This window comes from Sphingomonas sp. Leaf37, from assembly GCF_920939475.1.
Classification (GTDB): Bacteria; Pseudomonadota; Alphaproteobacteria; order Sphingomonadales; family Sphingomonadaceae; genus Sphingomonas.
In genome coordinates, this window is sequence record NZ_CAKLAX010000001.1 from 286,783 (window position 1) to 303,218 (window position 16,436).

Annotated in this window: 19 protein-coding genes; 7 read left to right on the plus strand and 12 right to left on the minus strand. The window is 65.7% G+C overall.

What is annotated here, in order from left to right; genetic code table 11:
* Window positions 1–74 precede the first annotated feature (74 nt).
* The 4 genes from lptB to LRA87_RS01110 form a co-directional block, all read right to left on the minus strand.
* The gene (gene lptB, locus LRA87_RS01095; protein WP_230628566.1) at window positions 75–854 is read right to left on the minus strand and encodes an LPS export ABC transporter ATP-binding protein; all 780 of its coding nucleotides are present in this window, start codon (window positions 852–854) and stop codon (window positions 75–77) included.
* Window positions 855–1,022: 168 nt separating this feature from the next.
* Entirely contained in the window at window positions 1,023–1,550 is a 528-nt protein-coding gene (locus tag LRA87_RS01100; protein WP_230628567.1) for an LptA/OstA family protein, read from the minus strand.
* A 5-nt stretch (window positions 1,551–1,555) separates the two neighbouring features.
* Window positions 1,556–2,197, minus strand: coding sequence for an LPS export ABC transporter periplasmic protein LptC (gene lptC, locus LRA87_RS01105; RefSeq protein WP_230628568.1), 642 nt, complete (start codon window positions 2,195–2,197; stop codon window positions 1,556–1,558).
* A gap of 57 nt (window positions 2,198–2,254) precedes the next feature.
* The gene (locus tag LRA87_RS01110) at window positions 2,255–2,875 is read right to left on the minus strand and encodes a ribonuclease D (RefSeq protein WP_230628569.1); all 621 of its coding nucleotides are present in this window, start codon (window positions 2,873–2,875) and stop codon (window positions 2,255–2,257) included.
* A gap of 308 nt (window positions 2,876–3,183) precedes the next feature.
* On the opposite strand from LRA87_RS01110, the gene LRA87_RS18425 reads away from it, so the two are divergent.
* Window positions 3,184–4,044: a cold-shock protein gene (locus LRA87_RS18425; protein ID WP_329958570.1), complete on the plus strand. Its 861-nt coding sequence runs from the start codon at window positions 3,184–3,186 to the stop codon at window positions 4,042–4,044.
* Window positions 4,045–4,168: 124 nt separating this feature from the next.
* A complete protein-coding gene (locus LRA87_RS01125; RefSeq protein WP_230628570.1) occupies window positions 4,169–5,017 on the plus strand; it encodes a glutaminyl-peptide cyclotransferase in 849 nt (282 codons plus the stop codon).
* 73 nt (window positions 5,018–5,090) lie between these two features.
* Here the strand turns inward: LRA87_RS01125 and LRA87_RS01130 are convergent, their stop codons facing one another.
* Both LRA87_RS01130 and LRA87_RS01135 read right to left on the minus strand, forming a co-directional pair.
* On the minus strand, window positions 5,091–5,477 hold the full coding sequence (locus LRA87_RS01130; RefSeq protein ID WP_230628571.1) for a hypothetical protein: 387 nt from the start codon (window positions 5,475–5,477) through the stop codon (window positions 5,091–5,093).
* A 93-nt stretch (window positions 5,478–5,570) separates the two neighbouring features.
* Window positions 5,571–7,166, minus strand: coding sequence for a cisplatin damage response ATP-dependent DNA ligase (locus tag LRA87_RS01135; RefSeq protein ID WP_230629758.1), 1,596 nt, complete (start codon window positions 7,164–7,166; stop codon window positions 5,571–5,573).
* A 50-nt stretch (window positions 7,167–7,216) separates the two neighbouring features.
* Between LRA87_RS01135 and LRA87_RS01140 the strand changes: the two genes are divergently transcribed.
* Window positions 7,217–8,032 (plus strand): metallophosphoesterase, encoded by an 816-nt coding sequence (locus tag LRA87_RS01140; protein ID WP_230628572.1) that lies wholly within the window; start codon window positions 7,217–7,219, stop codon window positions 8,030–8,032.
* Window positions 8,033–8,162: 130 nt separating this feature from the next.
* On the opposite strand, the gene LRA87_RS01145 is transcribed toward LRA87_RS01140, so the two are convergent.
* The 3 genes from LRA87_RS01145 to LRA87_RS01155 form a co-directional block, all read right to left on the minus strand.
* Complete coding sequence (locus LRA87_RS01145; RefSeq protein WP_230628573.1) at window positions 8,163–8,654, minus strand: Dps family protein; 492 nt, start codon at window positions 8,652–8,654, stop codon at window positions 8,163–8,165.
* Between the two features lie 95 nt (window positions 8,655–8,749).
* The gene (locus tag LRA87_RS01150) at window positions 8,750–9,304 is read right to left on the minus strand and encodes a TMEM165/GDT1 family protein (RefSeq protein ID WP_230628574.1); all 555 of its coding nucleotides are present in this window, start codon (window positions 9,302–9,304) and stop codon (window positions 8,750–8,752) included.
* A gap of 13 nt (window positions 9,305–9,317) precedes the next feature.
* On the minus strand, window positions 9,318–9,653 hold the full coding sequence (locus LRA87_RS01155) for a hypothetical protein (protein ID WP_230628575.1): 336 nt from the start codon (window positions 9,651–9,653) through the stop codon (window positions 9,318–9,320).
* A 177-nt stretch (window positions 9,654–9,830) separates the two neighbouring features.
* Here LRA87_RS01155 and rpmG point away from each other — a divergent pair, with 177 nt between their 5' ends.
* From rpmG to LRA87_RS01175, 4 genes are all read left to right on the plus strand, one after another.
* Window positions 9,831–9,998 carry a 50S ribosomal protein L33 gene (rpmG, locus tag LRA87_RS01160; RefSeq protein ID WP_017977469.1) on the plus strand — a complete coding sequence of 56 codons (168 nt, stop codon included), beginning with the start codon at window positions 9,831–9,833 and terminating at the stop codon, window positions 9,996–9,998.
* 335 nt (window positions 9,999–10,333) lie between these two features.
* Complete coding sequence (locus LRA87_RS01165; protein WP_230628576.1) at window positions 10,334–10,786, plus strand: PAS domain-containing protein; 453 nt, start codon at window positions 10,334–10,336, stop codon at window positions 10,784–10,786.
* A gap of 39 nt (window positions 10,787–10,825) precedes the next feature.
* The gene (locus LRA87_RS18335; protein ID WP_329958571.1) at window positions 10,826–11,104 is read left to right on the plus strand and encodes a methyl-accepting chemotaxis protein; all 279 of its coding nucleotides are present in this window, start codon (window positions 10,826–10,828) and stop codon (window positions 11,102–11,104) included.
* Between the two features lie 102 nt (window positions 11,105–11,206).
* Window positions 11,207–12,856, plus strand: coding sequence for a hypothetical protein (locus LRA87_RS01175; protein ID WP_230628577.1), 1,650 nt, complete (start codon window positions 11,207–11,209; stop codon window positions 12,854–12,856).
* A 62-nt stretch (window positions 12,857–12,918) separates the two neighbouring features.
* Here LRA87_RS01175 and LRA87_RS01180 read toward each other — a convergent pair whose 3' ends face one another.
* From LRA87_RS01180 to LRA87_RS01190, 3 genes are all read right to left on the minus strand, one after another.
* Window positions 12,919–14,286 (minus strand): S41 family peptidase, encoded by a 1,368-nt coding sequence (locus LRA87_RS01180; RefSeq protein WP_230628578.1) that lies wholly within the window; start codon window positions 14,284–14,286, stop codon window positions 12,919–12,921.
* A 375-nt stretch (window positions 14,287–14,661) separates the two neighbouring features.
* Window positions 14,662–15,798: a GNAT family N-acetyltransferase gene (locus tag LRA87_RS01185; RefSeq protein WP_230628579.1), complete on the minus strand. Its 1,137-nt coding sequence runs from the start codon at window positions 15,796–15,798 to the stop codon at window positions 14,662–14,664.
* 150 nt (window positions 15,799–15,948) lie between these two features.
* Window positions 15,949–16,413, minus strand: a complete 465-nt coding sequence (locus tag LRA87_RS01190; RefSeq protein WP_230628580.1) for a RidA family protein — start codon at window positions 16,411–16,413, stop codon at window positions 15,949–15,951.
* Window positions 16,414–16,436 lie beyond the last annotated feature (23 nt).

A 16,436-nucleotide genomic window follows, 5' to 3' on the forward strand; every position in this document is an offset into this window, starting at 1 on the left:
CCCCCTCCGTCACCGCTTCGCGGCGCCACCTCCCCCTTGCGGGCGAGGGCCAAGGTAGATGATCGACCCATACCCTACAGCGAGAAGCCCTCGCCCAGATACAGGCGGCGGACGTTGGCGTCGGCGACCAGTTCTTCGGGCGATCCTGCGAACAGCACGCGGCCGTCGTAAATGATGTAGGCGCGATCGACGATGTCGAGCGTTTCGCGGACGTTATGGTCGGTGATCAGCACGCCGATGTCGCGGCGCTTGAGGTCCTTCACCAGATCGCGGATGTCGGCGATCGAGATCGGGTCGATGCCGGCGAACGGTTCGTCGAGCAGCATGATCGACGGATCGGCGGCAAGCGCGCGCGCAATTTCCGCCCGTCGCCGCTCGCCGCCCGACAATGCCATCGCCGGCGAGGCACGCAGCCGGGTGAGGCCGAATTCGTCGAGCAGCTTGTCGAGCTTGGCGGGACGCGCCGAGGCATCCGGTTCGGAGAGTTCGAGCACCGAGGCTATGTTCTTTTCGATCGACAGGCCGCGGAAGATGCTGGTTTCCTGCGGCAGGTAGCCGAGGCCGAGGATCGCCCGACGGTACATCGGCAGCTTTGTGATGTCTTCGCCGTCGAGCATGATCCGGCCCGAATCGGGCTTCACCAGCCCCATCACCGAATAGAAGCACGTCGTCTTGCCGGCGCCGTTGGGGCCGAGCAGGCCGACGACCTCGCCGCGGTCGACCGAAACCGACACGTCGGTGAGGACGATGCGCTTGTCATAGGATTTGGCGATCGAGATCGCCTGCAGGCCGCGGTTGACTGGCGGTTCGTGGATCGCCTCGGCGGTTTGCAGGTCGGAAACGGCGGCGTCCATGGGCGTGATGCCTCGCAGCAATAGGTTACCGAACTCCTGCCTTGGCAGGGTTCGTGCATGGGATGCGTCATGGCGCGCGCAGGCGACGGAGGGAAGCCCCTTCCGACGAGATGCGGGATGGCTGCGGTGATGTGGGCGCGCGGTCGCCCTCCCCCTTGCGGGGGAGGGTTAGTTGCGCTTGGGTACGGAGAAGGTGCCGGTCACCCGACCGCCGGGGCTCGCCGACGTGGTGCCCCCGGTCGCGCCGCTCGATCCGCGGACGGACGATCCGTCGATCACCGCACGTCCGGTGTCGAGATTGATGGTCAGGCGACCGCCGTTGACGGTGTTGCCGCCCTGGGTCAGTGTCACCGCACCCAGCATGGTGATGACGCGGCGATTGAGATCGTAGATCGCGAACTGGCTTCTGGCGGTCTGATCGGGCCGACGGACGGTGACACCACCACTTGCATCGAGGCGCGACACCTGCGGGTTCCCGCCAACCACCTGCCCGGTATAGCTGACGGTCATCCGTGCGGCATTGAGCGTCATCGCCGCCTGCTTGACCGAGACGTTGCCCGACAGCACGGCACGGTTCGCCTTGTCCTGCAATTCGATGTTGTCCGCGCCGAAATCGATCGGCGCGTTCGAATTATGGGCCGTCTGGGCAGCCAGGGGAGCCGCGACGAGCAGGGCGAGAGGAATGAGCGAGCGCATGGCGGCTATTTCGTGCGTTCGGGGACGAACCGCAAGCGGGCATTGCCGCTGAGCCGCACAGTGCGCCCCTCGAGATCCGCATTGAGCGTATTCGCGCTGAAATTGCCCTGCGGCACGGTGCCGGTGACCTTGCCCTGACTGTTCATCGTTCGCGATTTGAGATCGATCGTCGCATCGCTGGTATCGAGGCGATAGCCATTGGCGGTGCGAAACGCGATCGGGCCGTCGACCTTCATCTGTTCGCTGTTGAGGTCGTAGCGTCCCTGATCGGCGCGCAACGTCGCGGGGCCGTCCTCCAGTTCGAGGTCGGCGGCCATGCCGTTGATCTGGACGATCGGCACGCTGCTGCTCTGTTGCACCGCCGACCCGGCGTTGAGCGCGAAGGCCTGCCCCTTGTCGTCCTGCCCGCGATAGGTGGCGGACTGAAGCTTCATCCGCTCCTTCGCAACCTCGACCTTGTTCTTGTCGAGAACGAACGACACTTCGTTGCTCGCCGTCAGCGGTGCCATCACGAGAAATGCCATCAGCACGCCGATGCCGACGGGAAGACCGGTGTTGAGCGAGGCGACGAACCGGTCGTGGCGTCCGCCGGGGGCGGCCCAGCGCTGGCGCGCCGAACGCACGCGTTGCGCGACGGCGGAACTCATGCGCTTCTACCGGTCAGGGCCGACACGGGCTGGCGCGGGTCTGGCGCGGGTGACGATTCAGGCATGGGCGAAGATGTCGATGTCGGGCCACCCGGCAAGGTCGAGCGCGGCGCGGGTCGGCAGGAAGTCGAAGCATGCCTGCGCCATTTCCATCCGGCCTTCGCGAATCAGGCGACGGTTCAGTTCGGCCTGCAATCGATGCAGGAAGCGGACATCGCTGGCGGCGTAGTCCTTTTGCGCATCCGACAGTTCGGGCGATCCCCAGTCGGACGATTGCTGCTGCTTGCTGAGTTCCTGACCCAGCAATTCGCGGACCAGTTCCTTCAATCCGTGACGATCGGTGTAGGTACGGATCAGGCGCGATGCAATCTTCGTATCGTACGCCGGACCGGCGACGATACCCAGATAATGCTGGAGCGCGGCGATGTCGAAACGGCCGTAATGATACAGCTTCACCCGGCCGGGATCAGCGAGCAGCGCCTTCAGATTGGGTGCGGCATAGTCGCTGCCTGGGCCGAAACGAACGAGGTGTTCGTCGGGCCCGCCGTCGGACAGCTGCACCACACACAGCCGGTCGCGCGGCGTGATGAGACCCATCGTCTCGGTATCGACGGCGATAGAGGCGCCGGGAGCGAAGACGTCGGCGGGGAGGTCTTCCTCGTGGAAGTGTACGGTCATGGCGACGCCCTACGCCGCAACGCCGGATCGCTCAATGATTTAAGCGCGACGGTGGAACCGATGTGAACCAGAGGCGGGTGCGCGATGGGCAAAAAGGGCGCTTTGATGGCAATGGGTTCGCCGGTGGTCGGTGATCACCACGAACTGGTCGAAAGATACGACGAATTTGTTCGCGACGACTTGTTTTCTGCGCTATGACGAGTCCCAAGGCGCAATAGGTTTCGCGCCCGAGGGCTCGCGTTCGTCGTCCGGCGCACGGGTTCTTGTCACGGATTGGATGCGGGCGAACCGGGAAGACGAACAGGGTTATGGGTTACGACAAAGGTGGCCGCGGCAATCGTGGCGGACGTGGTCGCGACAAGCGCGATGATTTCGGCGGCGGCAGCAGCGACTTCGGTGGCGGCAGCAGCTTCGGCGGTGGTGGTTTCGGTGGCGGCGGCTTCGGCGGCGGTGACCGTGGCGGCTTCGGTGGCGGCAGCAGCTTCGGCGGCGGTGGCGGTGATCGCGGCGGCTTCGGCGGCGGCGGTGGCGGCGGCTTCCGTGGTGGCGGCGGCGGCGGTTTCGGCGGCGGCGGCGGCGGTGGTGGCGGCTTCAGCGGCGGCGGCCGCGGCATGCCCCCGCAGGTCGTTGGCGAAGGCACCGGCGTGGTCAAGTTCTTCAACGCGCAGAAGGGCTTCGGCTTCGTAGTCCGCGATGACGGCGGCGAAGACGTGTTCGTGCACATCTCGGCCGTCGAACAGGCCGGCATGAGCGCGCTCGCAGAAGGTCAGCCGCTTGGCTTCACCCTTGTCGATCGCGGCGGCCGTATCTCGGCGACCGAACTGAAGATCGATGGCGAGCCGATGGCCGTGTCCGAGCGCGCTCCCCGCGAGCCGCGCGAAGGTGGCTTCGGCGACCGCGGTCCGCGTCCGGGCGGTGCTGGTGGCGCCGGTGGCGCGCCGCAGCGTCAGCTGACCGGTGAGAAGGCAACGGGTACCGTCAAATTCTTCAACGCGATGAAGGGCTTCGGCTTCATTCAGCGCGATGACGGACAGCCCGATGCATTCGTGCACATCTCGGCCGTCGAGCGCGCCGGCATGTCCACGCTGAACGAGGGCGACAAGCTCCAGTTCGAACTCGAGGTCGACCGTCGCGGCAAGTACGCCGCGGTAAATCTGTCGGCCGCGTAAGCTTCCCCGATTCGCCAACGAAAGGCCCGGCCCCGCATCAGCGGTGCCGGGCCTTTTGCGTTTTGTGGCCGGAGATGCGAGGTCCCGGCGACATAGTTCGCGGAATGGCAGAGGAATGCGTGTGGTGAAGGTGGCATTGGCGCTGGGGATCGTTGGCGTGTTCGGCGGTGTCGCATGGCAGGCGCAGCAGCCTGCGGCTCCGGCTCCGGTTATGACCGCGACCCCGGCACAACCCGCTGCGGTCGCGCCTGAAGCAGGCGTGCCGGTCTATGCGGCAACGGTGGTCGCACGGATGCCGCATGACACCGGCGCGTTCACCGAAGGGCTGCTGTTCTGCAACGGCGCGCTGTACGAGAGCACGGGCAAGGAAGGCGCGTCGGATGTTCGCCGGGTCTCACTTACGGATGGCAAGGTGTTTGCGCGGGGTCGCATCGCGCCGGAGTTGTTCGGCGAAGGCATTGGTTGCTGGAAGAAAACGCTGCTGAGCGTGACGTGGAAGACCGGCCTCGGTTTCCGCTGGACACTGCCGGCACTGAAGCAGGCGGGAAAGCCGTTCCACTATACCGGCGAGGGCTGGGGCATGACCAGCGATGCGACCGGGATCATCCTGTCAGATGGTACGCCGACGCTGCGCCGCATGGACCCGATGAGCTTTGCCGAACGCGGCCGGATTGCGGTCACGATGAACGGCCGGCCGCTTCAGAAACTCAACGAGCTGGAATACCGGCAGGGGCGGATTCTCGCGAACATATGGATGAGCGGGTTCATCGCACGGATCGATCCCGCCACCGGCAAGGTGGACGGGCTGATCGACCTGCGGCCGCTGGTCGCGGAGATCGCGAACAGCGATCCGGACGCCGTTGCGAACGGCATTGCCTACGACGCCGCCAGCGACCGTTTGTTCGTCACGGGCAAATACTGGCCGACGCTGTTCGAGATCAAAATCGGCGAAGAGGTCGGCCGAGCGGGCTAAGAACAACTTTGAATTGCAATGCGACCCCGGCGCGCGTCCTTTACGACATGCCGATGGACATTCCATCGCCTGCTCATGCCGTTAGTGCATAGTCCTCATCCGTGGTGGCCAGCCAGCGCTTTGCCGCATCCAGCTGCAGGAACACGCGAACGCGAGGATGGACGAGGGTTCGCTCCGCCTGTGCCTTGTTGAGGTGGCTGCCGACGACGACCGCGGCACGCCCCGTCGTGAGGGCCATACCTCCGCGCATGATATGGACCAGCATGTCCGCCACGTCATTGGCCTGAACCGGAAATTCGAGTGACTCGACGATGACGTTGAAATCCGGCCTGATTGCCCTTGCTTCCTGTGCCTTCGCACCGACCCGCGCGGCGAAAGGGGTGACATCTTCCGGTCGCCAGAACCCTTTGACGGTGAGGATCAGGGCATTGGCACAGGCATCATAGTCGACGTGAAACATGGAGAGCGGCGCTTTCCGAAAAGATGTGCCGGCATCTTTGCCCGACGTGCACCTGTAATCCTAGCCGGACGGCGGATATGGCGGGCGATCGCTTCAGGTCACCAGCCGCTTCAGCGTTTCCACCCGGTCCGCCTCCGCCGCCGGTTTGTCCGTTCGTATCCGCGCGATCCGCGGAAAGCGCATGGCGATGCCGGACTTGTGGCGTGTCGAGGTGTGGATCGAATCGAACGCGATCTCCAGCACCATCGTCTTTTCCACCTCGCGGACCGGACCGAAGCGATTGAGGGTGTGGCGGCGGACGAAGCTGTCGAGCATGCGCAATTCCTCGTCGGTGATGCCGGAATAGGCCTTTCCCACGGGGAGTAGCTCGCCCTCTTCGGTCCAGCAGCCGAACGTATAGTCGCTGTAATAGGATGAGCGGCGACCGTTGCCGCGCTGGGCGTACATGACGACGCAATCGGCGGTGAGCGGATCGCGCTTCCATTTGTACCACAGGCCGGCACGTCGGCCGCCGACGTAGGGCGAATCGCGGCGCTTGAGCATGACGCCCTCGATCGCGGCGTCGCGGGCGCCGGCGCGGATCGCCTCCAGTTCGGTGAAGCTCGCGGCCTCGATTACCTGGCTGATGTCAAACCGATGGGGGTCAAGACGGGGGACGAACGCCTCGAGCCGGGCGCGGCGCTCGGTCCAGGGAAGGGCGCGCAGATCTTCGGGACCGTCGAGCAGGATGTCGTAAAGGCGGACGAAGGCTGGATAATCGGCCAGCATCTTCGCCGAGACGGTCTTGCGGCCGAGGCGCTGCTGGAGCGCGTTGAAGCTTGCCGCACCCCCGCCGTCTTCCAGCGCGCCGCCCTGGACCTCCCCTTTCACCAGCAGTTCGCCATCGACGGTGCCAGGGGTGGTGAACGCGGCGGCAACGTCGGGGAAGCTGCCGGTAACGTCGTCGCCGGTGCGGCTGTAGAGGCGGGTCTGGCCAGCAACGTGGACGATCTGGACGCGGATGCCATCCCATTTCCATTCGGCGGCATAGTCGGCGAGGTCGACCTGCGCGTCCTCGAGACCGTGCGCGAGCATGAACGGGCGGAAGACCGGGACGTCGGCGGGCGTCGGTTGTTCGCCGGTGCCCTCTGCCCAGGCGAACAGCGAGATGTAGGGCGGCGAAAGGCCGTGCCACACCTCTTCGACGGCATCGACATCCAGCCCGAATGCCTGCGCCAGCGCGGTCTTGGCAAGACGTGCGGACACGCCGATGCGGAGGCCGCCGGTCGCCATCTTGAGGAGCGCAAAGCGTTCCTCGGCATCCAGGCGGTCCAGCATGTCGGCGAGTACCGCGGGCGCATCGGAGCGCGACAGATGGCGGAGCGCGTCGACCGTTGCGGTGATCGATACCGGCTCGGCGGCGACAGGCGGCCGCACGGGTGCAGGCCAGAGCAGCGCGACGGTTTCGGCCGTATCCCCGACGTAATCGCGGCTCATCCGGAAGAGGACGGGATCGACCCGCGCCTCGATCAACGCGCGAATCTGGGCAGGCTTCACGCCGGGCAAGTCGAGATCGCCTGTCAGCGCTGCCATCGCCCATCCACGGTCGGGGTCGGGGGTGGCGTGGAGATAGTCGACGATCAGCTTCAGCTTCGCATTACGCCCGCGGGTGTAGATGAGCGAATCAAGGAGCGCGGCAAAAGCGTGCATGGGGGGCAAACGCATGGCGCGATCGATCCGCTCCCGTTACGGCTGCCACAATGCAGACTTTGCTCTGGATCCTGGCTGCGGGGCTGGCGCTGCTGCCGGGCGTGGCGGGATGGTGGCACCTCAACGCGCTCGCCGATCCCGTGCTGCGGCGGACGCAGCTGGCGTTGCCGGACTGGCCCGCAGGAGCGAAGCCGGTGACCGTAGCGCTGATCAGCGATATCCATATCGGCAACAGTACGATGGACGGGGATCGCCTGACGCGGATTGTCGCGCAGATCGATGCGCTGGGGCCGGACCTCGTGCTGATCGGCGGCGACTATGTTGCGGGGCACGACGTGGACGTGGCGCGGGCGGGCGCGCGCGATCTGGTCGCACCCCTGTCCCGGTTAAGCGCCCCTTTGGGTGTGGTGGCGGTGCTCGGCAACCATGACCAGTCCATGCCCGAGACGATCGCGTCGGGGTTGCGGCGGGCGGGGGTGACGGTGCTCGATAACGCGGCGGTCAGACGAGGGCCACTGGCGATCGGTCGCGCGGGGGACGCGTTCAGCGGGCACGACGATTTGCCAGCGACGCTGCGGGCAATGGCGGCGCTAGCGGGCGCGAAGGTGATCCTGACTCATTCGCCCGATCTGTCTCTGGGAGTGCCACCGGGGATCGGGGTGTTGTTCGCTGGACATACGCATTGCGGGCAGGGTGTGCTGCCGATCATCGGGGCGCCGCGGGTGTTCTGGAAACCGGGGATGATGTGCGGACTGGTCCGCCAGGGCGGGTTGACGACGGTGATCACTGCGGGGCTGGGAACAAGCGGCGTGCCGCTGCGGTTCCGGGCGCCGGCTGACGTGTGGCTGGTGACGCTGGGCGGGTGAGGCGCCCTTGTGGACCGGCTTGTGGGCCATGTGCACGCCGAACGGTGTATCGCCCTGGTAACCGATACCTGATCCCGGCAGCGTTTCCCTGGCCGCGCCAGGGGAACGCTGGAAGGATCGGCATCGGGGCTTAGCCCTTGCGGCTGGCCTCGAACAGGAACCAGGCACGCTCCTCGGCCTGGTCGGTCCATTCGTCGACAATACCGCTGGTTGCATTGTCCTTCGCGTCGTCGGCCGCATCCTTCACGACACGAAAGCTTTCGACGAGCTTCAGATTGTCTTCGCGCAGTTCGGCGAGCATCGCCGCGGCATCGACGAAATCCTTGTCGTTGTCGGCGATCGTCTGGCGACGGCTGATATCGCCGATCGACCGCAACGTGGTGTTGCCGGTCTTGCGCACCCTTTCGGCGATGGCATCGGTCACACCGAGAATCTGCGCCGCCTGATCGTCGAGCATCAGATGATAGTCTCGGAAATGCGGGCCGGACACGTGCCAATGGAAGTTCTTGGTCTTGAGATAGAGTGCGTAGCAGTCGGCTAACGATGCGTTCAACGCGTCGGCGACGCTGCGAGTGTTGCTGAGGTCAGTCGGCGTGTTCAGCGCGGGATTGATGTCTGCCATGGGAAACTCCGTCGAATGGGATCGTTGCGGCAACGATCCGATGGCGGAAATGCTCCGTTGGTGGGGGCATTTTACGAGCCGGTGTGATCGGCGCGCTAGATCAGGCGAAGTGCGCCGAGTCCCAGCCAGATTGCGGCGACGATGAACAGCGCTGCGATAGTCCGGCGCATGGCGACGAGCGGAAGCGCCGTCCAGCCGCGTTCGCCCAGCACCACGGCAGGAACGACGACCGCCAGCGAGCCCAGCATGGCGCCGACGGCGGCCATCCACGGCAGTTCCGCGCGTACCGCGAGCGCAAGGACAACGAATTGCACGCCGTCACCGAAGGCAAGGATGAACAGGCCGATGAGGCTGGTCGCGGCGGCGCCGATCCGCCAGCCGGCAAGACGGTCTGGCGCCTTGACGGGGAACAGGGCGCCGCCACCCTGAAACAGGAGCGACATGGCCAGAAACAGCTGCTTCGCCTCGGGTGTCAGCTGCGGCGCGAGCAACGCCCCCAGCGCGGCGGCAAGCAGGCCCGCACCGAGTAGTGCAAGCGCCGCCATCGCGATGACGAGTCCCGGCGCGCGATACCGGTCGCCGAGGATCGCGGCGAGCCACGCCGGACGATCGCCGACCTGCGCCAGAGCGGCGGCAACCAGTGCCGCCATCAGCGCATCCATGCTAGCCGGCCAGCCGTACCGAGCAGGCGGCAGCGAAGGCGTCGCAGGCACGCACGTCCTGACGATCGCAGGCGACGGCGTCGCCCAGCACCGACAACCAGCCATGGACGAGTGCACCATGCTCGCCGCGGGACAGTGCCGAATCCACAAAATGCGCGACGGTGACGGCCGGGTTCAGTCCGTTGCGATGGGCGATCAATCGGATCTGGTTGATATCCGGCTTGAGGTCGCGAGCGCACGTATAGGGCGCCTTCACATCGATGGCGGCGATTCGCGCGGCAAGATCCGCGCGCACCGATTCCATCATGGTCATCTCACCATCGACTGCCCGCCCCATTTGCCCCGCTCCATCTTTTTCACACGTGATCCTGCGCCTGCAATGGTAAGGGGTCGGTTAAGAGGGGTGTTTCGGGCGTCGCGCGGTTGACTTCGGTCGCCTCATCCGCCATGCGCCGCGACTGATTGAGCGGCGGCGTTGGTGCTGCCGCTCTCCTTGTTTTCAGGATTAGGGCTCATGGCCAAGCCGACTACCGTCAAGATCAAGCTCGTCAGCACCGCCGACACCGGCTTCTTCTACGTCACCAAGAAGAACCCGCGCACGAAGACCGAGAAGCTGAGCTTCAGCAAGTACGATCCGGTCGTGCGCAAGCATGTCGAGTTCAAGGAAGCCAAGATCAAGTAATCCCGCCGGCGGCATCACGTCCGCCGGTATCGTTGCTTGTTTCGCGAATGCCTTCGGAGCCTTGTGCTTCGGGGGCCTTCGTTGCGTCAGCACTTCTCCGACCGGTTGCCTCATGCCGGTCCTGCTTCGGACACATTGCGTTCATGTTCGCCGGGCATAGCGGCACATGGTGGCCGGATCGTTCGGCCGCCCTGTATCGCGTCACTACGGGCCAGGGGCGGTATCCTCGCTATGAGGATGCCGCCCTTGGTTTTTTTGTCTCCGGACGCCGCCATGGCGATGGCGGCTAACGTCGATCAGCGTTCTCCGCAGGGCAGGCGTCTAGGGGCGGTCGCGTGACCTATCACCGAATCTCGATGCCCGGAGAGAAGAGCCCGAGCGCCGGTTATTGCACGGCCGCATGGGCCGCCGTCTGCCGATCCGAAGCCGTCGCGGAATTCGATATGGAGGGCCGCTTCACCTGGGCCAACGACCGGTTCCTGACCCTGATCGGGTATCGCATGGAAGAGGTGATCGGCGCGCACCATCGCCTGCTCTGCCCGGCCGAGGTGTCGGATTCCGCAGGATATCGCGCGCTCTGGAGCGGTTTGCGCAACGGGGATTTCGCCAGCGGAGAATATCAGCGCCGACGGGCCGATGGTGCGCCCCTGTGGTTGCAGGCGACGTACAATCCGATCTTCGACGAGGGGATTCCCCGCCGGGTCCTGAAGATCGCGACCGACATCACCCGGCAGGTGCAACTGGAACGGCAGGCGCAGGCGTTGCTCGACGAAAGCCGGCGATACTAGTCCGCGCTGGAAGAGCGCAGCCGGACGCTGGAGGGTACGATGGCCGAACTGGGCGAGATCGTCACGTCGATCCAGCAGATCGCCAAGCAGACCAATCTGCTCGCGCTGAACGCGGCGATCGAGGCGGCGCGTGCAGGCACGGCGGGTCAGGGGTTCGCGGTGGTCGCGACCGAGGTCAAGAAACTGGCGGGGGATACCCGGGCCGCGACCGAACGCGCCGGCGCGATGGTGGCGCAGCGCACACGCCTCGACGCCTCGGCACAGGGCGCGGTCGATCGCCTCCCGGCGGGAAACATGCTGCTGCCGAACGACGCGTGAGGGGGGCCGTCCGTCATGCGGGACCTCCGTTCGCCGCACTGCGACGGGACTATTGCGCGACAATACTTGTCGGACGCCGCTTCCAGCCCCTAAGGCAGGGCGATGCAGGGGCATAAGCTGCACTGGTGGCAAACGCGGTGGTTCGTCGTGGCGGTGGTGATCGCGACGATGATCCCCTTGCTGTGGCCGACGATCCCGCCGCTGGTCGACCTGCCGGGCCATATGGGCCGGTATCGCGTCCAGCTGGACGGCGCGTCCTACCCCTGGCTGGCGGAATGGTATGACTTCCGCTGGTCGATGATCGGCAATCTGGGCGTCGACCTGTTGATCGAACCGCTGGCGCCGATCTTCGGGCTGGAACTGGCGGTCAAGCTGGTGGTGATGGCCATCCCGGCGCTGACGGTATCCGGTCTGCTGTGGATCGCGCGCGAGGTTCACGGCCGCATTCCGGCGACGGCCCTGTTCGCACTGCCGCTCGCATATGGTTATCCCTTCCAGTTCGGCTTCGTGAACTTCGCTTTGTCGATGGCGCTGGCGCTCAATCTGTTCGCGCTGTGGCTGCGGATGGGGCGGCTGGGGGCCGTGCGGCTGCGAGCCTTGCTGTTCGTGCCGCTTTCGTGCGTGCTGTGGATTTGCCACACGTTCGGCTGGGGTGTGCTCGGCATCCTCGCATTCTCTGCCGAGATGATCCGGCAGCATGACGTGCGCAAGGATCGACAGAGCGGCCACTGGCTGGAAAGCTGGGTGAGGGCGGGTATCGGCTGCCTGCCGCTGGCGTTGCCGTTCGCGATGATGGTGCTGTGGCGATCCGGCGATCACGTCACCGGCCAGACGATGGACTGGTTCAACTGGCGCGCCAAGGTCGGCTATCTGATCATGGTGCTGCGGGACCGGTGGATGGCGTTCGATCTGGCGTCCGCGACCGTGCTGTTCGTGATCCTGTTGAAGGGCGTGCGTGACGACCGCGTCGAATATTCGCGCAACCTGCTGCTATCGACGTTGTTCCTGACGGCGATCTTCGTATTGCTGCCGCGGATCGTGTTCGGATCGGCGTATGCCGACATGCGGCTGGCACCGTTCGCACTGGCCATCGCACTGATCGCATTGCGGCCAAAGCGTGGGCTGTCGTTCCGTGGGGCGGCGACGTTGGCAGCGCTGGGCCTCGCGTTCTTCGGGGTGCGGCTCGCCGGTACCACGGTGAGCTACTGGCTGTATGCCAGGGATTACGACCGGACGCTGGCGGCGCTGGATCACGTGCCGGAGGGCGCACGGCTATTGACGATGGTCGGGCGGACGTGCCGCGACGACTGGACATCGACCCGGCTGGAGCATGCCGCCGGGCTGGCACTGGAGCGCAAGATCGCCTTCGCCAACGACCAATGGTCGATGGCGGGCGGGCAGTTGCTGACGGTGCGCTATCCCATCGCCGGCCGCTTCGCTCATGACCCCTCGCAACTGGTCACCGACCGACGGTGTCGGGGGGAGTGGTGGAGGCCGTTGAAGGTGTCGCTGGCGTTCCTGCCGCGGCACGCCTTCGATTACGTCTGGCTGATCAATCCGCCGCCGGTGGAGGCCGAGTTCCTGACCGGGCTGACGCCGGTCTGGCGGAGCGGACGCGACGTCCTGTACCGGATCGACGACCAGACGCCCGCCAGCGTGTTGCTGGACCCGGCGCTGCTGCCGCCGCGCCGGCTGCCGAGGCCGCCGATGGTGCCGCCGCCGCCGGGGGAGAGTGGCGTGGCGAGGGATTAAGGAGGGAGGGCTGCCGCCTTTCTCAAAAAGGATCGGGAAACGGGAATGCAGGATCATGCCACTCAGCTTGGAGGTGACATGCTCTGCACTACCCGCCGGACCATGGTTTGGTGATTGGGTTTGAAGGGGGGCAAGGATTGCTCGGGATCGATGCCGACACCTTCCTGCGACCGGCCACCGGGATCGCGATAGTCCTCGGCCGGCAGTGTCAACGTCCAGCCGTTCGGCAGGGGCTTGGCGAGCTGATCGGATAACGCGCCTCGCGTCCTCCCGCCGATCTGCGTCACGTTCGGCAGCGCCCGCATCGCGAGGGTGAAGGTCTCGCCGGCACTGACCGTCACGTCGCTGGTGAGCAGCGCGACCTTGCCGATATACCGGACGCGATCGGTCGGAACGACCTCGAACCGCTGATAGGCGCCCTTCGCTCCGACCGCTCGTTTCGAGAAGGCTGACCGGCGCTCGCCCGCGAACCGACCGGCGATGTGGAGGCTGATCGCATCATACCCACCGCGGTTGTTGGTCACGTCCACGATCACGCCCGGAAGTCCTTGGAAAGCAATCAATGCCTCGTCGAGCGCCGCGTCCAGTGCCTTCGTATCGTCCGGTGACGCGTCCTTGTCGAACGCGCCCATCGCAACGATGTTGAGGTAGCCTATCCGCCCGATCGTGCCCCACAGGATGCGGCGGTTCGCGACCTGATGGCCGCCGCCGTCGAGCAGACCGGCAATGCCCTCTCGATATGATTTGGACCAGGCTCGCTCCCTTTCTGCGGGATCGGTCCCCAATGCAGGGTTGGCTTGTGCGCTCAATATGGTTGGCGCTTCACCGCCCTCGAAGTCGTGATCGACGCCGTCGATCGTGGCCTGCAAGCCCACATGAGCATCGTCGAGGCTCGCGAGCGCCTGGGTAGCGCGCTGGAAAAAGCCCAAGTTGGGAGGTGAGGTGCCCGGAGTGGCAAGGGCAGCGGTGAGCGTGCCCAACATTCGTCCGCGTCGGCCGAAGCCGGGATAAAGATCGGCAAAGGTGGCTGCGATCACGTCGCCAAGATCGTGCGCCGTCCAACCTCGTTGCTCGGTGCAGCGGCGCGGAAGCGCGGCAATGCGATCGAACCCATAGCGTGTCTCGTCGGCCGAGGCGGCAAATACGATGTGCGTCGGGCTTACGATGGACACAAGCCGATAAGCATCTTCGTCGGTGTCGCCGGTTGGATCACGATAACAGAACGCGCCGGCGACATGATACAGTGTACGCGCGCCGCCTTGCACGACAAGGATATGCCCGTAGCCGCGTGATCGCCAAACACCGTCGACAGCCTTACCGGCTGTCACCATCGGCATCCATGAGCCGGCCAAAGCAGGAGAGATGCCCGTCGCGACTAATGTCGCACTCGCGGCATATCGGATGAGCTTACCAGTCAGTGTCACCGCCATCGCCTTTCCATCGACCCATAAGCGGGGTGTCTTGCCACGGCAATACAGTTGCGGCTGTTTCATTTTCCCGATTGGGAACCCATAGCGGGACAGTCGCCTGAGCGATTGCGGAGAGCCGCCCGGGGCACGTCCTTTCCCGAAATCTGTTCCCGATTGCTCTTTCCCGAAATAGCCGGACGGAGACGGAGACGGAGAAACGGGAAAGATCGCGCTTGATGAATGGCTGTTATCGGAAGCCCGGATCACCGGCCTGAACGTCGGTATGTGTCCGCAAGCGGGCCGTCCGCTTCTGGTGAATGATGATCTTCGGGGTGACGTAGCGCCACGCCTCTACCCACGCCCGGCCCCTCGCTTGCAGGGAGGGGAGGGGATGCGTCAGTCGCCGCCTTTTCGGAACGGGGCGAGTTCGGTGAGACAGGATTGTTCGTGCGCCACGGCGGCGCGTTCGCGGATGAGGAAGTCGGCGATGGCGCGGCGGAACCCGGCGTCGGGGATGTAGTGCGCGGACCAGGTGGGGACGGGGACGTAGCCGCGGGCTAGCTTGTGTTCGCCTTGGGCTCCCGCCTCGACGGTCTTGAGGCCGCGGGCGATGGCGGCGTCGATCGCCTGATAATAACAGAGTTCGAAGTGGAGGAAGGGCACCTCTTCGGTGCAGCCCCAGTAGCGGCCGTAGAGCGTGTCTTCGCCGATCAGGTTGAGTGCGCCCGCGATGGGTATGCCGTCGCGCTCGGCGAGGATCAGCAGCACCTTGTCACCCATGCGTTGCCCAAGCAGCGGGAAGAAGGCGCGCTTGAGGTAGGGTTGGCCCCATTTGCGGCTGCCGGTGTCCTGATAGAAGGTCCAGAAGGCGTCCCAATGCTCTTCGCGGATATCGGGACCGGTGAGGTGGCGGATGGTCAGGCCTTCGACGGCGGCGGCGCGTTCCTTGCGGATCGCCTTGCGCTTGCGGCTGGCGAGTGCGCCCAGGAAATCGTCGAAGGTGGCGTAATTCTGGTTCGCCCAGTGGAATTGGGTGCCTTCGCGGATCAGCCAGCCGGCCTGTTCGAACAGCGGCACCTGATCGGGGGCGAGGAAGGTGGCGTGGGCGGAGGAGAGGCCGTGCTGGTCGGTGACGGCCTCCAGCGCGGCGATCAGCGCGGGCGCGGCGGCGGGGTCGCGGAGTAGCAGGCGGGGGCCGGGGACGGGGCTGAACGGGGCGGCGATCTGGAGCTTGGGGTAATAGGCACCGCCGGCGCGCTCCCATGCGTCGGCCCAGGCGTGATCGAAGACGTATTCGCCCTGGCTGTGGCTCTTGGCATAGGCGGGGGCGATGGCGGCGGGGGTGCCGTCCGCGCCGTCGACGACGATGGGAATGGGTTGCCAGCCGGAGCGGTTGCCGGTGCTGGCGGAGTCTTCGAGCGCCGACAGGAAGGCGTGGCTGACGAAGGGGTTGGTGGTGCCGGCGCAGGCGTCCCATTGTTCGGGCGGGATGGCGCGGACGCCGTCGACGAGGTGGGCGGCGACCTGGGTCATGCGGCTTGGGACGGTGCTGGCATCGTCGCTGATATAGGGGCGCTATCGGCGCTTGCGGAGGGGGGCGTGTTCCTGCGAACGTGGGAACCCGGAGTTTCGAGCGGTGCGCTTGGTAACCCTGGGCTCCTGCGTGCGCAGGAGCACGTGGGGTCAGGCCAGTTCGATGATGGCGTCGACTTCGACCGCTGCGCCCAACGGCAGGACGGGGACGCCGACCGCGCTGCGGGCGTGCTTGCCGGCGTCGCCGAACAGCGCGACCATCAGTTCGGAGGCGCCGTTGGCGACCTTGGGCTGGTCGGTGAAGTCGGCGTGGCTGTTGACGAAGACGCCGAGCTTCACGACGCGCTTGATCCGCGAGAGGTCGCCGCCGAGGTGCTTCCTGACCTGCGCTACGATCATCAGGCCGCAGAGCTTCGCGGCTTCCTGACCGTCTTCCAGCGAGACGCCGTCGCCGAGGCGGCCCTTGACGAGCTGGCCGTCCTTGAAGGGCAATTGGCCCGAGAGGTGAAGCATGCCGCCGGCTTCGACCACGGGGACGTAGGCGGCGACCGGGGCGGCGGCTTCGGGGAGGGTGAGGCCGAGTTCTTCGAGCTTGCGATCGACGTGCGTTGTCATGGGTGGGTCCTTTTTCGGGAGTG

Coding starts and splice junctions, on each gene's coding strand:
- LRA87_RS01180 (WP_230628578.1), bottom strand. CDS start 14,286: ATGGCGGTGACACTGACTGGTAAGCTCATCCGATATGCCGCGAGTGCG.
- LRA87_RS01150 (WP_230628574.1), bottom strand. CDS start 9,304: ATGGCGGCACTGGTTGCCGCCGCTCTGGCGCAGGTCGGCGATCGTCCG.
- LRA87_RS01185 (WP_230628579.1), bottom strand. CDS start 15,798: ATGACCCAGGTCGCCGCCCACCTCGTCGACGGCGTCCGCGCCATCCCG.
- LRA87_RS01130 (WP_230628571.1), bottom strand. CDS start 5,477: ATGTTTCACGTCGACTATGATGCCTGTGCCAATGCCCTGATCCTCACC.
- LRA87_RS01140 (WP_230628572.1), top strand. CDS start 7,217: ATGCAGACTTTGCTCTGGATCCTGGCTGCGGGGCTGGCGCTGCTGCCG.
- rpmG (WP_017977469.1), top strand. CDS start 9,831: ATGGCCAAGCCGACTACCGTCAAGATCAAGCTCGTCAGCACCGCCGAC.
- LRA87_RS18425 (WP_329958570.1), top strand. CDS start 3,184: ATGGGTTACGACAAAGGTGGCCGCGGCAATCGTGGCGGACGTGGTCGC.
- LRA87_RS01155 (WP_230628575.1), bottom strand. CDS start 9,653: ATGGGGCGGGCAGTCGATGGTGAGATGACCATGATGGAATCGGTGCGC.
- LRA87_RS01145 (WP_230628573.1), bottom strand. CDS start 8,654: ATGGCAGACATCAATCCCGCGCTGAACACGCCGACTGACCTCAGCAAC.
- LRA87_RS01100 (WP_230628567.1), bottom strand. CDS start 1,550: ATGCGCTCGCTCATTCCTCTCGCCCTGCTCGTCGCGGCTCCCCTGGCT.
- LRA87_RS01135 (WP_230629758.1), bottom strand. CDS start 7,166: ATGCACGCTTTTGCCGCGCTCCTTGATTCGCTCATCTACACCCGCGGG.
- lptB (WP_230628566.1), bottom strand. CDS start 854: ATGGACGCCGCCGTTTCCGACCTGCAAACCGCCGAGGCGATCCACGAA.
- LRA87_RS01175 (WP_230628577.1), top strand. CDS start 11,207: ATGCAGGGGCATAAGCTGCACTGGTGGCAAACGCGGTGGTTCGTCGTG.
- LRA87_RS18335 (WP_329958571.1), top strand. CDS start 10,826: ATGGCCGAACTGGGCGAGATCGTCACGTCGATCCAGCAGATCGCCAAG.
- lptC (WP_230628568.1), bottom strand. CDS start 2,197: ATGAGTTCCGCCGTCGCGCAACGCGTGCGTTCGGCGCGCCAGCGCTGG.
- LRA87_RS01110 (WP_230628569.1), bottom strand. CDS start 2,875: ATGACCGTACACTTCCACGAGGAAGACCTCCCCGCCGACGTCTTCGCT.
- LRA87_RS01190 (WP_230628580.1), bottom strand. CDS start 16,413: ATGACAACGCACGTCGATCGCAAGCTCGAAGAACTCGGCCTCACCCTC.